Source organism: Neorhizobium petrolearium (assembly GCF_029854435.1).
Lineage (GTDB): Bacteria > Pseudomonadota > Alphaproteobacteria > Rhizobiales > Rhizobiaceae > Neorhizobium > Neorhizobium petrolearium.
Genome location: NZ_CP123002.1, coordinates 93,576 through 107,952, shown reverse-complemented (window position 1 = coordinate 107,952; position 14,377 = coordinate 93,576). Strand labels below are relative to the sequence as shown.

The window sequence follows — 14,377 nt, the reverse complement described above, 5'->3', positions numbered from 1 at the left end:
TCACAGATCAGGCGGCGGCTGCCAATGTGGGGGCAGGACACCGGTTACCTATAGGATCGAATATCGGACAGACGACGCAGGCGTGGCACTGTCGCTTTCCGTCCACGCGCCGAGGTACCGGAAACCTCCCGCGACTCAATCTGTCGAATGCCCAGGCTGCGGCCTGACCTATATGAAAGGCTCTCCGACCGACGAGCGCGAACATCGCAGGGCCCATCGTCGTTGGTCTGTTGTGAACGACCCCAAGCCGCATCGCAAGCTGATCGATGCTCTGGTCCGCGATACTGACGCTTGCTGGGTCGGCGCCGACGCGCCAGGCTGGAAGCGGAAGGAAGTCTACGAACGCGCCCGGCTGTTCCGACGCGAGTTCGGGTACGATTTCTTGCAGTGGTCCATCGAAGACGATCCGGACGCAATCGGCTTTCTGTTTTCGGACGGGATAGGCAGGATTATCGGGGCCTGCGCATTCCGGCCGCAGCTGGGGAATGCGGACCGCCCATGGCGGCTCGATTGGATCTGGCTATGCCCGGATGCACGCAGGTCGGGCTCGCTGAGGCGGGAATGGCAGCGGTTTCGCCATCGCTTTGGGGATTTCGACGTCGAACCTCCGCTATCTGAGGCCATGAAGGCCTTCTTGATCAAGCAAGGCCGTGGCGATTTGATAAGATGATCGCCGCCAGACAGATCGTGGGGAAGGACAACAGGGTGAGAATTGAAAAAGCCGAAGTCGAAAACTACGGCGTCTATCTCAAAGACAAGTCGCGACCACCGAGCCGTGGTGGCAACAAGAAGGCTTGGCATCAGCATGTGTTGACGATTGGTGGCGAAAATTATTCATTTCTAGCCGCCTGGTCTGGCAAGTTTGTCTTCAAGGGAGAGACCGTCAGCTTCGACTGGGAATGGGACAGCACCCAGAAGTATCGGAATGTCGATGCTGTCACAGTCGTAGCCGTCGGCAAGGACGGCAAAGAGAAGCGACGCGGCGAGCGAGGAGGCAAACCATGGCGAACGGCAGATACCCGGCCTCCGAGCCGGCGCAGCGAGTGGAATGATTGAAGATCTGACAATCGATCTTGCATTTTTATGCTGATCAACGCCAAGCGAGTGGCCGTTTTGCGCCCTTTAAGAATCCCAGGAGTACCGGGAGGACGGGATCACGACAGCACGGGAATACGTGGAGTACCTCGAGGCGGATACAAGCGTCTGATTTTTCAGTATTTTTCGAATTTCCTTGCGCCAAATCGCGCAACTGATCGGATTTCGCCGCGCGAATTGAGCGATTCCCAGGCGCATGGAGGCCCGACTGGCCTATTTAGAAAGCGCTATTTGAGGAGCGCAATCCCTCATTGCCGATCTCGGACCGTTCGGACATTGTGAGTCCAAGAGATGAACAGTAAGGGTGATGGAAATGCCAAATGGCAGGCAGGCGTCGGTCAAACGGCTGAAGATGGCGGAACGGGCGCAGCAACAGCTGGAGCTGCACTTCCCTGGAACACCGGCGACCTTTTTGTGGCATCGCAAAACCAACGACGGCTTCACCACTGTCGCCAGGACACTGCCGATCGCCATGCAGATCATCGACTCACAGACGAAGGGCAGCCCTGCCGGCCACACTCTGTTTGGTCTTTGGGCACGAGCTCCGGATTTCCCGTTCGTCACGATCGAAAACCCTGCCACTTTTGCCGCTGAAGCCGGCTTCACGGGAGAGCGAGCGGTCGACACATGGCGCAAGCGCATGAAGGCGTTGCGGGACCTCTGGTTTATTGCCTGCAAGAACGGACCGTCTGGAGATTTCCATTACGTGATGCTCATAAACCCGAACGTCGCGGTCGAGTACCTTCAACGGCAAGGCAAAATTCAGCCCGGGCTTTATGCGCGCTTCATCGACCGCATCATTGAGATCGGAGCTTACGGCGAGATCGAAGGCTTTCGCGAGTACATGCAGGCTTTGGACGAATACAACAAGGCACAAGCTGAAGCGGCCAAGGCAGCGGCTGAAGCCGGCTCTGCTGTGCCTGAGAACGACGGTATCGTCCCAGCAAACGCTGAGGCAACGGGATGAGCGGTTCCAAAAACGAGAAAAGCCCGCCAATGGCGGGCCGTTCCCTTGTATCGTATGACGATGAGGGTGGTGTTACCCCGCGACCTCACGCGCCTTTCGATAAATAACATAGTCCAAACCAACCGTCGCTGTCAATGAACGTGTCGGCAACTCTATAAGGAATAAGAAGATGCCGTTCACTCCAGAAGAAATTCACAGCCTTCCTGCGGTTTTGTCAGCGCCGAGATTCGCAACCTATCTGGCGGAGAAGGCCAGCGACAAGGAAGCGGCCCTAGAGCTCTACCGCTGGAACATGGAATTGTCGGCCGCTTTTTTTGTTCCGCTCCAGATATGCGAAGTGAGCGTCCGCAATTCAATAGTTGCGGCGATCGAGAACACGTACGGAGCAAACTGGCCGTGGGAAAAAGGCTTTGAGATCAGCCTTCGAAACCCTCAATTTGGCTATAGCCCTCGCCGGGACCTGATCGGACTGAGCAAATTGCCGACATCCGGGAAAATTGTGGCAGAACTCAAGTTCGTGTTTTGGGAACGAATGTTCACCAAGAGCCATGACGCCGCCGTCTGGAACCAGCAATTCATGACGGTTTTCCCTAACGCCGATTCCGCGAAAACCGTTCAGCAGCTTCGCGGGGAAGGCTTCGACAAGCTTGGAAAAATCCGTGATCTGCGCAACCGCATCGCCCATCATGAGCCGATCTTCCGGCGTAACATTCAGGATGAGTACGACCGGGTCAGATCCATCGTTGCCTGGACCGATGTGACGGCTGCGGACTGGCTGGACAAAGTTGAAAATGTCACAGCGATGATTGCTACCAAACCATAGCTCAGCCGAAGAGTGCGTCGTTCGCCAACATAATCGGATTGTCGTGTTAGTTCGGATCGGTCGGCCGAGCGCGGGAGCGCGACTAAATGCAATTGCCGTCTGAGCGATTGAAGTAGACACCACCATCTGCGCGCCTTGAGGGCCGCACAATCATCTACCCACTAGGCGCTGATTAAAACATCCGCGCGGCTTAGTTTTCCTCTCCACCCTTCTTCGCGCTCATCAACATTGAGCCGATCCATTCCAGCGCCGGAATACCACCAGGATACCAGATGAGCGCGGATTCCATGGACGATGAACCGCGCTTGGTGTGGACAGCGAATCTTCATGAAATAGCCGTCGAGCCCTCTCCAGAGAACGGATTAACAAAAATATTCATCACCTGAATATTTTTTTGAATATTTTGACATGATGCTGCAACGACGATATATGGAGAGTGTCAAATGGTAGAAGGCGATTCGCACTTGAACAGAGACAACGCACTACTTGCTGCTCGAGAACGCTTCGAAGCTCCAATTTGGGCGCTAATTAGCGAGCTGGAAGGCACCTTGGCCGATTTCGCGAAGGTCCGGCATGTGAGCTTGGGTGACCCAAGGGCCACCGGATCGGTACTTAACGGGGCGATGATGGAGGCCGCGGCTGCGGCCAAGCTCAACGATCGCGGACTGAGCATCAACTATTGCGAAAATGGTCAGAGCAATAAGATATTCGGTGAACTCATTATTGACGGGAAAGTCTTCACTGTCTGCTTTGAGCTTCATCTTGCCGGGCCGCGGGGCGGCACCTCGAAAGCTGCGCATCAATTCGCCGCTTACGATATTGAAAGCGAGCCCACCCTTCCCGGCTTCGAGGTGGAGGCACCATCCGACCTTCTGTTTTTCATTGCCTGTCATCTCAGTGGCACCGGCGCTTCGGTCGCCCGGGCATTTTTGAAGTTTGCCGATAAGGTCGATCAACGGAAGATTGAGATCCACCGCGAATTGCCCGGTAAAGCCGCTGGCGCGTTGGAGACAGGTCCTATAGATGGGCCGCGCGGAACCAAGTTGTCGTTGAAGAAGGAAAAAGGGGACGAGTTCAACCATGGCGGCAAAACCGATAAACGGGGAGATGCTGCTTCTAGCTCGTAACAGACGCGGAAAGACCCAAAAGGAATTGGCCACTGGAACCGGGGTTGCTCAAGCAGCAATTTCTCGCATCGAAAACGGCACTCGAGACGTGCTTTCGTTGGAAGAAATCCAATCGATTGCGCGCTTTTTGGGATTCCCGGTAAGCTTTTTCTACGAGCAGGAGCTGCTATACAGAACACCAATGAGCCTTCACGGGGCAGCTTTTCGAAAAAAGGCCGCCGTTTCCGCTAAGGATCAACATGCTGTCATTGCGCTCGCCAACCATTTCGTATTCCAGTTCCGCAGGCTGCTCGACGCGATCGATTTGGAACCCGAGTATCCGCTTCTCCAATTTGAGGTCGTTGATAGCCATTCGAGTGTGAGTGAGCACGCCAGCGCAGTCACCTCGGCCAGCATGGCGGCCCTTCATGTGCGCGCTTCCTGGCAGTTGGGGGATACTCCAATCGGCAACTTGGTCCGTTATGTTGAATCAACGGGCATCCTCGTTGTCGAAGGCGACTTCGGTGAGGCCGACATCGATGGCGTTACGCTTCGGCCGGCGGGAATGAAGCCGGTCATTGTACTCAATCAGAACCGACCTGTTGATCGAAAACGCTTTAGCTTGGCCCATGAATATGGACACGTTGTGCTTCATCCCTATCCGTATGAAGCGATGGAGAAAGAGGCGAATGAGTTCGCTGCGGAACTGCTTATGCCACGCTCGGGGATCCTGGCAGATCTAAAGCGTGGGCTTTCAATTCCGAAGCTGGGGCCACTAAAGCAAAAATGGCGGGTCGCTATGTCTGCCTTGATCTACAGAGCGAAGACGCTCGGGGTAATCCCAGATGAGAGCGCGACACGGTTGTACAAGCAGATGAGTATGTATGGGTACAGGACACGAGAGCCTAAAGAATTTGATATCCAGCCGGAATCAGGGAAGCTCAGTAGACAGCTTATCGATCTTCATATGGAAGAACTCGGCTATTCCCTCGAGGAACTGGCTCACGCGCTTCGAACGGATCCAATTGAATTTGCTCAAATGCATGGCCTTGCGCCACCCGAAAATGTTACCAAGGGGGCAGACAAGCCGAAGCTGCGGCTTGTAGCGAGCCGCGACTGACGCTGGACTGCATTGGAGTTACCGGGCCTGGAACGCGAGGTCCGGTGGCTCGATTAATTCGCGGCTCATCACCGCGACTTAATGGAAGTAATTTCGTCGCCTTCCGGTCCGACCGGGCTCGCGTCAAGCGGATTAGCGAAGCTCAAACTTCTTCCACGACACTCGCCGGTCGCGGATCGACACATAGAGATAGGCGAGCGTGACGAGCGCCGCGACGGCGACCATCACCCAGAACAGCGTGCGCCCGAAGATCTCCTCGAACACCGCGGTCATCGTCCCGAACGTCAAATCCTTCATGGCTTCCTCCTGCAGGCGCGGCCGCGCAGCATGGCATTGTAGGTGGGCTTCAAGGCGATTTCCTTCATCAGCCACGAGATCCACAACTCCTCAAGTGGTGCCATGATGCCGGGGAAGGACGGCGTGAGATTGTTGTTGTAGTCGAACTCGACCAGCATCGCCTTGCCGACACGGGTGATCAGCAGGCAGGAGGTGTAACCGTCGTAGCGCGCAGACTTTCCTTGCCCTCGATCTGGGCCGCTAGTTGGTCGACCCCAAAGACATCGGGATAGCAAGCATGGCGCAGCGTGTGCTAACCGTATCCAGTCCTTTCCGTCTCGCGAGCAAGGTCGTCAATCCACAATAGCCAGTTGATACCGGCAAGCGAAACCGCCACGGATCGGATCCGGAGACCCAAGCGCTAAGACATCCCACGGAGCCTATCGAAACTGCACCAGCATCACCGGGATATCGCCCGAGAACGATGCAGATATAGGAGCTTTTCATGGCAATGCCGCTGGCATATCGAAAGACCGTGCTTGAAGATATCGGCGCATCGGCCTCATAGCCGGGATGGTAAAACGGAGCACGAGTTTCCCGAGCAGCCCTTGAATGCGATGATGATGTCCAATATCTGGCGTGACAAGTGGACGTTGTGCGCCTTCGCGCGTTTCTTACGCTTTTTCCAATTGTCCAGGCGGCGTTCTCAAATTCCACTTCATCCCATGTCGCGTCCTGAAGCTCGCTCTTGCGAACCATCGTGAGCAGAAACAGGAGAAGGCCCAGGCGGATAGTCGCCAGCGTAGCGACATGCGCGAGTTGCTTGGGCATCACCCGAACTTCGGAAGGGGGGAGACGATGACGCCGAAACGAAGTTGGCGATGGACGCCGGCCCCACCGCAATATTCCGGCGGGCAGGTTCCACCTGCCCCCTTCCCATGCGTCTTCCGTATTCGGAGTTCAGCTACTTGCGGCGCGCGACATCGTCAGGGCCAGATCCTCGATCATGTCTTCCTGGCCGCCGACCATGCCACGACGTCCGAGTTCCAGCAGCAGGTCGCGCGCGGGAACGCCGTAGCGCTTCTCTGCGCGTTCGGCAAACAGCAGGAACGAGGAATAGACGCCGGCATAGCCAAGCACCAGCGAGCCGCGGTCAACGCGGATCGGCCGGTCCATCATCGGCACGACGAGATCTTCCGCGACGTCCATGATCTTGAACAGATCGACGCCGGTCACGGCCCCCATGCGCTCGAACACGGCGACCAACAATTCGGTCGCGGCATTGCCGGCACCGGCGCCGAGACCGGCGATAGCGCCGTCGATGCGGTTTGCGCCGGCGGCAACCGCGGCGACCGAGTTCGCGATGCCCATGCCGAGATTGTGGTGGCCGTGGAAGCCGAGCTCTGTCTCAGGCTTCAACGCTGCTCGGATCGCGGAGATGCGCGCCGTCACGTCGTCGGGCAGCATGTGGCCGGCGGAATCGGTGCAATACACACAGTTGGCGCCGTAGCTTTCCATCAGAAGCGCCTGCTCGACCAGCTTGTCCGGCCCGGCGCGGTGCGACATCATCAGAAAGCCGACCGTGTCGAGACCGGTCTTGGCGGCATAGGTGATGTGCTGCTCGGCGCAATCGGCCTCGGTGCAGTGGGTCGCGACGCGCACACCGGAAATGCCGCAGTCGATGGCTTCCTTCAGCATGTCCACCGTGCCGATGCCGGGCAACAGCAGGGCGGACACCTTGGCGCTCTTCATCTTCGGCACGACGGCGCTCAGATACGCGACATCCGTATGTGCGGCGAAACCATAGTTTACCGAAGCACCGCCGAGGCCGTCGCCATGGGTGACCTCGATCCACGGCATGCCCGCCTCGTCGGCGGCCGATGCGATGGCGATCATCTGGTCGATCGAGATCTGGTGGCGCTTGGCGTGCATGCCGTCGCGCAGGCTCATTTCGTGAAGGGTGATCTTGCGACCTTCAATAGTCATGGTTTCTCTCCTCAGCCGCGGGCCGGCAGGTTGACGACGCCATTGGCCGCCTCTTTCGCGAACAGTTCGGCGGTGCGAAGCGCCGCCGCCGTCATGATGTCGAGATTGCCGGCATATCTCGGCAGGAAGTCGCCCAGCCCCTCGACCTCGAGATAGATCGACACGCGCCGGCCGTCGAAGACCGGGCCGTTGACCAGCTTGTAGCCGGGCACGTATGTCTGCACCTCGGCTACCATGGCCTTGACGCTTTCGGTGATGGCTGCCTGGTCAGGCTCGCCTTCGGTCAGCACATGCACGGTATCGCGCATGAGAAGCGGCGGCTCGGCCGGATTGACGATGATGATCGCCTTGCCGCGCTTGGCGCCGCCGACCTTCTCGATCGCCGAAGCCGTCGTGCGGGTGAACTCATCGATATTCTTGCGGGTGCCCGGACCGACCGAGCGCGACGACACCGCAGCGACAATCTCGCCGTATTCGACGGGCTGCACACGCGACACGGCTGCGACCATCGGAATGGTCGCCTGGCCGCCGCAGGTCACCATATTGACGTTCATCTCGAGCTTCTTGGCATGATCCGCCAGATTGACCGGCGGAATGCAGAACGGACCGATCGCCGCCGGCGTCAGGTCTACCATGATGACGCCGAGCTCGTTCAGCTTGCGCGAATTCTCGGCATGGGCATAGGCAGAGGTGGCGTCGAAGGCGACGCGGATGTCGTCGGCGATGACGTGTTCCAGGATGCCGTCCACGCCGGTGGCGCAGGCCTTCACGCCCATGTCGACGGCACGCTTCAGACCTTCAGAGGCCGGGTCGATGCCGACCATCCAGACCGGTTCGACCCATTCGGAACGCTTCATCTTCATCAGGAGATCGGTGCCGATATTGCCGGGGCCGATGATGACCGCCTTGAGTTTGCTGCTCATACTGGTTTCCTTTGACTTACATTCCGAAGAAGGCGGGCAGCGCCAGCGAAAGCGCCGGCACGTAGGTAATGAGAAGGAGCACTGCGATCATCACCAGCGTCGGCGTGATTGCGCCTTTGACGACCGTCTCGAGCGAGAGGCCGGACACGCGCGAGGCGACGAAGAGATTGACGCCGACCGGCGGGGTGACCATGCCGATGGCGAGGTTGACGATCATGACGATCCCGAAGTGTTCGGCGTTGATGCCGAGTGCGGTGACGAGCGGCAGCAGGATCGGCGTGAGGATGATGATCGCCGCGATCGTCTCCATGAAGGTGCCGACGACCAGGAGGATGACGTTGATCGCCAGCAGCAACAGCCAGGCCTGATCGACCGCCGAGGTGATGGCATTGGCAAGCATGACCGGTACACCCTCGATCGCAAGCGCACGTCCAAAGATGGTCGCCGTCCCCACGATCAGCATGATGGTCGCCGAGGTGAGCGCCGAACCGGCAAAGATCTTGTAGAGATCCTTGAGGCTCAGTTCGCGATAGACGAAGGTCGACCATCAGGCCGTAGATGACGCCGACGGCGGCGGCCTCGGTAGGCGTAAAGATGCCGCCATAAATGCCGCCGAGAATGATGACCGGGACCATCAGCGCCCATTTGGCGTCGTTCAGGACAGCCAGCATTTCGCGACCCGTCGGGCGATAGTCGCCGGGCCTCTGGCCGTCCTTCCTGGACTGTAGCCAGGCGTAGGCGATGAGCGCGAACCCGATCAGCAGGCCCGGAACGACGCCGCCCATGAACATTTTCGAGACCGAGACGTTCGCCGAGGTGGCATAGATGACCATCGGGATCGACGGCGGGATGATGACGCCGAGCGAGCCGGCGCACGCGACCAGACCGGACGAGAAACCCTGTCTATAACCGTCCTTGGCCATCGCCGGCAGCAGGATCGTGCCGACGGCGGCGACGGTCGCCGGGCCGGAGCCGGAAATCGCGGCGAAGAAGATGCAGGTGACGACGGCGATGATCGCCATGCCGCCGGTATAGCGGCCGAAGAACATCCGCCCGACATTGATGAGGCGTTGCGACAGACCGCCCTGGCCCATCAGGTCGCCGGCCAGGATGAAAAAGGGGACCGCCATCAGCGGGAAGCTGTCGATGGAGGTCACCAGGCCTTGCGGCACGTAGGAGCCGGAGACCTTGCCCGAAACGATCAGGGCCACCGTCGAGGCGATGCCGAGCGAAATGGCGATCGGAACGGAGAGCAGAAGAAGAACGGCGAGAAGACCGAAGAGGATCAGTGAAATCATCGGACGGCTCCTTGTCTGGCGGAGCGAAGGTCGAGCACGACAGCCTGGACAAGACGCAGCACCACCAGCAGGAAGCCGGTAAACGGAGCCAGATAGAGGATGCCCATCGGCAGGCCGAGCGATGCCGATTTCTGGCCGAAGCGGAAGGTTTTCTCGACCATGAACCAGCCCTGGTACATGACGAAGAGCGCGAATGCGCCGAAGATCATATGGGTCAGAATGCGGACATAGATCTGGCCGCCTGCGGCGAACAGGTCGGTGCCCATGGTCACGCGGATATGCGCGTCCTTGCGCACTGCATAGGCGATGCCGACATAGGTTGCCCAGATGAAGAAGTAGCGCGCCAGTTCCTCCGACCAGGACAGCGATGCCCCCATCACGTAGCGCATGAAGATCTGCACGCCGATGAGGACCGACATCAAGGCCATCAGGGCCACGACGATCGCCTCCTCGAAATGCTCATCGATAAGCTTGAACATGAACTCCTCCCGCGCAACACGGGTGCACCCGCTCGCGCCAGTTCAATGAAAAAGGCAAAGGGCCCGGCGGCTTTTGCGCCGGGCCCCAGGAAGTGATGCTTACTTGGCGGCAGCCAGCAGGCGGTCAACGAGATCCGCGCCGGCCTTCTGCTTGACCAGATCGACGATCGGCACGACTTTGTCGGAGAAGGCCTTGAGCTCTTCCGGGGTGAGCGTGGTGAAGGTCACGTCGGTCATGGCCGCTTCGGCCTTGTCGTCCGCTTCCTTGGCAAGGCCGCGCTGGTAATCAGTGGCGGCCTTGACGGCTTCGTCAAAGATTGTGCGGTCCTCATCGCTGAGGCTCGCGAGCTTGTCTGGATTGGCAAGGAGCGGCCACGGCGAATAGATGTGGTTGGTCTTCGAGATGAACTTCTGCACCTCGTTGAACTTCATGTCGTAGAAGAGATTGATCGGGCCTTCCTGCGCATCGAAGGTGCCCTGCTGGAGCGCGGTGAACAGCTCATTGAAGGCGAGCGGCGCCGGGTTTGCGCCTTCGGCACGCCAGGCTGCGATGTGCACCTCATTTTCCATGGTGCGCATTTTCAAGCCGGCGAGGTCGTCCGGAGAGCGGATTTCCTTCTTGTTGTTGGTCAGCTGGCGGAAGCCGTTTTCCCAATAGGCGAGACCAACCATGCCCTTGTCGTTCAGCGAGCCGAGGATTTCCTTGCCGACGTCGCCGTCGAGCACCTTGTAGGCCTGCCCGCGATCCTTGAACAGGAAAGGCACGTCGAAAGCGAAGAACTGCGGTGCGAAGGATGCGACCGGCGCCGAGGAGACGAAGGTCAGGTCCACATTGCCGAACTGGATGTTCTCAACCAGTTCGCGCTCGCCGCCGAGCTGCGAGTTCGGGAAGATTTCGAGGCCGATGCGGCCGCCCGACTTCTCGCGCAGCTCCTTGTCGAGGAATTCGAACGCCTTGTGGCCGGTCGACGACGGCGTCGAGGAATGGGCGGCGCGGAAGGTGATTTCCGGCTCGGCGACTGCGGTGGTGCTGAAAAGCGCGGCCGATGCGAATGCGGCAACGAAACCTGCGCGCAGCGTGTGCGCGGCTTTTGTAAGAGACATGTCTGTCCTCCCTGTGATGCAAAAACCGTTGCCGGTCTTCGTTCTGGCTCCTGGCGGGCTTTGTCGTGGACCCGAGCGCAAGGCGGGTGCCTCCGCTCCTCCCCCAGCGCGGCTGAAATAATCAGAGGCGCAAATCGTTGTCAAATAGTAAAATCAATTTGCAATATGTGCAATTTGGCGCGAGAGATGAGCGAACGGATAGACTGGGAGGGACCCATGCAACGCGAGAGATCAACGGCAGGCCTCGTCACCGCGCTGGAACGAGTGGTGGGGGCAAGCCAACTGAAGGTTGGCAATGACATCCCCGACGTGGCCTTACGCGATTGGAGCGACGAACTCGGCGGAACGCCGCTTGCGCTGGTGACGCCGCGCCATACCGATGCTGTGGCCGCGGTCATGCGGCTCTGCCATGGCTACGACACGCCTGTTGTGCCGCAGGGTGGCCGCTCGGGGCTTGCCGGCGGCGCGGTTCCTTCCGAAGGGGCCGTGCTGCTCTCGCTTGCCGGACTGGATCGCATCGAGGAAATCGATGTCGCCTCCGGCTTGATGGTCGTCGGCGCGGGCTGCATCCTGCAGCGCATTCAGGAGGCGGCCCTTGACGCGGGCTTATCCTTTCCGCTCGATCTCGGCGCGCGCGGCTCCTGCCAGATCGGCGGCAATATCGCCACCAATGCCGGCGGCAACCGCGTCATACGCTATGGCATGACGCGCGAACTGGTCCTGGGGCTGGAGGTCGTGCTCGCTGACGGCACAATCCTGCCGATGATGAACCGAATGCCGAAAAACAATGCGGCGCTGGACCTGAAGCATCTCTTTATCGGCTCGGAAGGCACGCTGGGCGTGATAACCCGCGCCGTGCTCAAGCTTCATCCGGGCGTCGGCGGCGCCAATGCCGCGTTGGTGGCGGTTGCCGATTTCGAGGCCGCGGCGGGACTGCTGCGCCATGCGCAGCGCGAACTGTCCTGCCGGGTGACCGCCTTTGAGCTGATGTGGAACGACTACTATCGTGCCGTTCTCGCAGAAACGGGACAGCGGGCGCCGGTCGCACCCGACCATGCCCTCTATGCCCTGATCGAGATGCAGGGCGCCAATGCCGATGCCGAACGACCGGGTTTCGAGGCGATGCTGGAGACGGCCTTCGAAGCCGAGCTTGTGATCGACGCCGCCGTGGCGCAGTCGCAGCGCGAGGTCGAGGCATTCTGGTCGCTGCGCGACGGCGTTGCCGAGATCCTGTCCCGTAGGGCGCCGACGATCAATTTCGACGTCTCGCTTCCGCTTGCCCGCATCGGTGAATGCGTCGACGAAATCCGTGCCGCACTGGAAGCGGCCTTCCCAGCACTGCAGCTGATCTTCTTCGGCCACGCCGGCGACAGCAATATCCACCTGGTTGCCGGCCCCATCACCGACGTGGATCCGACCGGCCATGGCATCGAGAAGACGGTATACGAAATCATCCGCACCTATGGCGGTTCGGTTTCCGCCGAGCACGGCATTGGGCTGCACAAGAAGCCCTGGCTCGCCTATAGCCGCTCGGAAAGCGAGTTGGCGATGCTGCGCCACCTGAAGAGGAGTCTTGATCCCAAGGGCATCCTCAATCCGGGCAAGGTTCTCTGAACCGACCCATCCGGAAAGCTGGGGCGTCAGGCAGAACCGTTCGTCGGGTCAGCGCGACCGTGCACCGAGATCGGCGGAGATCGCCCGGGCCACGCGCTGCACTTCCGGCACAAGATCGCGCATCCGCTCGGGCGACATGTATTCCAGCGTCGAGGAAACCGAGATCGCGGCGATGATCCGCCCGGTGGCATCACGGATCGGGGCGGCCACGCAACGGATCGAGGGCTCGTCCTCGCCCAGATCATAGGAATAGCCGCCGAGGCGATATTTCGCCATCAGCGCCAGCCAGTCAGCTTCCGTCATGTCGCCGGGCAGCAGATGATGATCGCGCTGATAGAGCCGCGACAATGTCGCCTGGGATTCATCGAGCATCAGCGCCTTGCCGACGCCGGTGGAGATGACAGGCTTGCGTCCGCCGATCCGCGAACTGATCTCGACCGGGCGGGTCCCGCGCAGCTTGTCGAGATAGGCGACTTCCCAGCCGTCGAGCTGCGCCAGATGCACCGTGTCGCGCGTCTCGCGCGACAGATCCTCGAGCCAGTGACGTGCGACGCGCACCAGATCGGTCTGGGAATAGGCGGCGAAGCCGAGTTCGATCAGCCGCGGGCCGAGGGCGAACTCGCGCGGGTTCTCGGCCTTGAGATAGCGTTGCTCCAGCAGCACTGACACGATTCGATGCACCGTGCTGTAGGTGAGCCCCGTCATCGATGCTATTTCTGCGATGGTGCGTGGTTGGTCGGCCGCCGCATCAAGAATCTCGAGCCCACGCACTAAGGTCTGGCTGCGTGGAGCGCGCGCATCCTTTTCGTCAATGCCTATGTCAACCGTCTCTACCATTTGAATCTGCCCTCCAGACTGTCTCCTGTTTAACCGCCGACGGACAATGGTGCTAGGGGAACGAATGGCCGGAGGCGGCCCGCATGAGCCACCTTTTCTGGCTTCGCATCGGTTGGTGCGTGCATTGCCACGGCCGAGCGCGAACAGGCGATTATCGCCGCCGTCAACACCCTCAAGCACAACTCGGATCAGTGCCGAAGCGCAATCACTTTCACGCAGGCTTGCACACGCCCGACCGCGTCGACCCTATGGCGAGCGGTGTTGCAAGGACAATGCGCAAGCGCGATCCGCGCGGTCTTCGGGTCACTCACGAGCCCGTGCCTCTGCTGATGCGACTAATGGGCAGGGTCTCCGAGCCTCCCCTTGTAGCCAACCATCGTGCTGGACTATCCGGCAACATATCCTGCGGTCCACACCGTAGGTGGATGTTATGTCGATTCCCCGGACCGATAGACCTCGGTAGCCTGAAGCCATCGCACGTTCTTGTTTCGGGCTTGCGTTCAATATGACATCCGTGACGCCTGCAGCGCTGGCGGCGGCGTGTTCAAAGGCTCCGGCGATGCGCTCCACATTTAGCCCGCCAATGGCAGCGAGGGGCAGTGAGCCAATGCGAGCCCTCCAGACGCTGAGGCACGCAAGGCCCTGCGGTGCCCAGGACATAACCTTGAGCCGGGTTGGATAGATCGGACCGAGCGCGACATAATCCGGACGGGCCGCTAGCCTCAAATCTATCTTTTGAGGCTCTGCTG

General features: G+C 59.7%; 12 protein-coding genes and 5 pseudogenes. 7 read left to right on the top strand and 10 right to left on the bottom strand.

Annotated elements, in window-relative coordinates; all coding sequences use genetic code 11:
• Positions 1 to 82: 82 nt before the first annotated feature.
• From QEO92_RS31705 to QEO92_RS31680, 6 genes are all read left to right on the top strand, one after another.
• Positions 83 to 670 carry a hypothetical protein gene (locus tag QEO92_RS31705; protein ID WP_210057247.1) on the top strand — a complete coding sequence of 196 codons (588 nt, stop codon included), beginning with the start codon at positions 83 to 85 and terminating at the stop codon, positions 668 to 670.
• On the top strand, positions 667 to 1,056 hold the full coding sequence (locus QEO92_RS31700; protein WP_210057245.1) for a hypothetical protein: 390 nt from the start codon (positions 667 to 669) through the stop codon (positions 1,054 to 1,056). Before QEO92_RS31705 ends, QEO92_RS31700 begins: the two co-directional genes overlap by 4 nt.
• A gap of 346 nt (positions 1,057 to 1,402) precedes the next feature.
• Complete coding sequence (locus QEO92_RS31695) at positions 1,403 to 2,062, top strand: hypothetical protein (RefSeq protein ID WP_210057243.1); 660 nt, start codon at positions 1,403 to 1,405, stop codon at positions 2,060 to 2,062.
• Positions 2,063 to 2,231: 169 nt separating this feature from the next.
• Positions 2,232 to 2,885 (top strand): hypothetical protein, encoded by a 654-nt coding sequence (locus tag QEO92_RS31690; RefSeq protein ID WP_210057241.1) that lies wholly within the window; start codon positions 2,232 to 2,234, stop codon positions 2,883 to 2,885.
• A gap of 443 nt (positions 2,886 to 3,328) precedes the next feature.
• A complete protein-coding gene (locus QEO92_RS31685) occupies positions 3,329 to 4,012 on the top strand; it encodes a hypothetical protein (RefSeq protein ID WP_210057239.1) in 684 nt (227 codons plus the stop codon).
• Complete coding sequence (locus QEO92_RS31680) at positions 3,966 to 5,111, top strand: XRE family transcriptional regulator (RefSeq protein ID WP_210057237.1); 1,146 nt, start codon at positions 3,966 to 3,968, stop codon at positions 5,109 to 5,111. The genes QEO92_RS31685 and QEO92_RS31680 overlap by 47 nt, the downstream gene beginning before the upstream one ends.
• Before the next feature lie 144 nt (positions 5,112 to 5,255).
• On the opposite strand, the pseudogene QEO92_RS31675 reads toward QEO92_RS31680, so the two are convergent.
• The 8 genes and pseudogenes from QEO92_RS31675 to QEO92_RS31640 all read right to left on the bottom strand — a co-directional run.
• A pseudogene (locus QEO92_RS31675) lies at positions 5,256 to 5,408 on the bottom strand (DUF5368 family protein); the annotation flags it as partial.
• A pseudogene (locus QEO92_RS31670) lies at positions 5,405 to 5,697 on the bottom strand (pyridine nucleotide-disulfide oxidoreductase); the annotation flags it as partial. The pseudogenes QEO92_RS31670 and QEO92_RS31675, both read right to left, overlap by 4 nt.
• Positions 5,698 to 5,912: 215 nt before the next feature.
• Positions 5,913 to 6,285, bottom strand: a pseudogene (locus tag QEO92_RS31665) (tyrosine-type recombinase/integrase); the annotation flags it as partial.
• 62 nt (positions 6,286 to 6,347) lie between these two features.
• Positions 6,348 to 7,373, bottom strand: coding sequence for a 4-hydroxy-2-oxovalerate aldolase (dmpG, locus tag QEO92_RS31660; RefSeq protein ID WP_210057233.1), 1,026 nt, complete (start codon positions 7,371 to 7,373; stop codon positions 6,348 to 6,350).
• A gap of 11 nt (positions 7,374 to 7,384) precedes the next feature.
• Complete coding sequence (locus QEO92_RS31655) at positions 7,385 to 8,296, bottom strand: acetaldehyde dehydrogenase (acetylating) (RefSeq protein WP_210057232.1); 912 nt, start codon at positions 8,294 to 8,296, stop codon at positions 7,385 to 7,387.
• 16 nt (positions 8,297 to 8,312) lie between these two features.
• Positions 8,313 to 9,594 (bottom strand): annotated as a pseudogene (locus QEO92_RS31650) (TRAP transporter large permease).
• On the bottom strand, positions 9,591 to 10,073 hold the full coding sequence (locus QEO92_RS31645) for a TRAP transporter small permease (RefSeq protein WP_210057228.1): 483 nt from the start codon (positions 10,071 to 10,073) through the stop codon (positions 9,591 to 9,593). The pseudogene QEO92_RS31650 and the gene QEO92_RS31645 overlap by 4 nt, the downstream one beginning before the upstream one ends.
• 99 nt (positions 10,074 to 10,172) lie before the next feature.
• Positions 10,173 to 11,177 (bottom strand): TRAP transporter substrate-binding protein, encoded by a 1,005-nt coding sequence (locus tag QEO92_RS31640; protein ID WP_210057226.1) that lies wholly within the window; start codon positions 11,175 to 11,177, stop codon positions 10,173 to 10,175.
• Positions 11,178 to 11,393: 216 nt separating this feature from the next.
• Between QEO92_RS31640 and QEO92_RS31635 the strand changes: the two genes are divergently transcribed.
• Positions 11,394 to 12,791, top strand: coding sequence for an FAD-binding oxidoreductase (locus tag QEO92_RS31635; protein ID WP_210057223.1), 1,398 nt, complete (start codon positions 11,394 to 11,396; stop codon positions 12,789 to 12,791).
• Between the two features lie 48 nt (positions 12,792 to 12,839).
• Here QEO92_RS31635 and QEO92_RS31630 read toward each other — a convergent pair whose 3' ends face one another.
• Both QEO92_RS31630 and QEO92_RS31625 read right to left on the bottom strand, forming a co-directional pair.
• Complete coding sequence (locus QEO92_RS31630) at positions 12,840 to 13,628, bottom strand: IclR family transcriptional regulator (protein ID WP_210057222.1); 789 nt, start codon at positions 13,626 to 13,628, stop codon at positions 12,840 to 12,842.
• A gap of 428 nt (positions 13,629 to 14,056) precedes the next feature.
• Positions 14,057 to 14,348 (bottom strand): annotated as a pseudogene (locus QEO92_RS31625) (thiamine phosphate synthase); the annotation flags it as partial.
• Positions 14,349 to 14,377 lie beyond the last annotated feature (29 nt).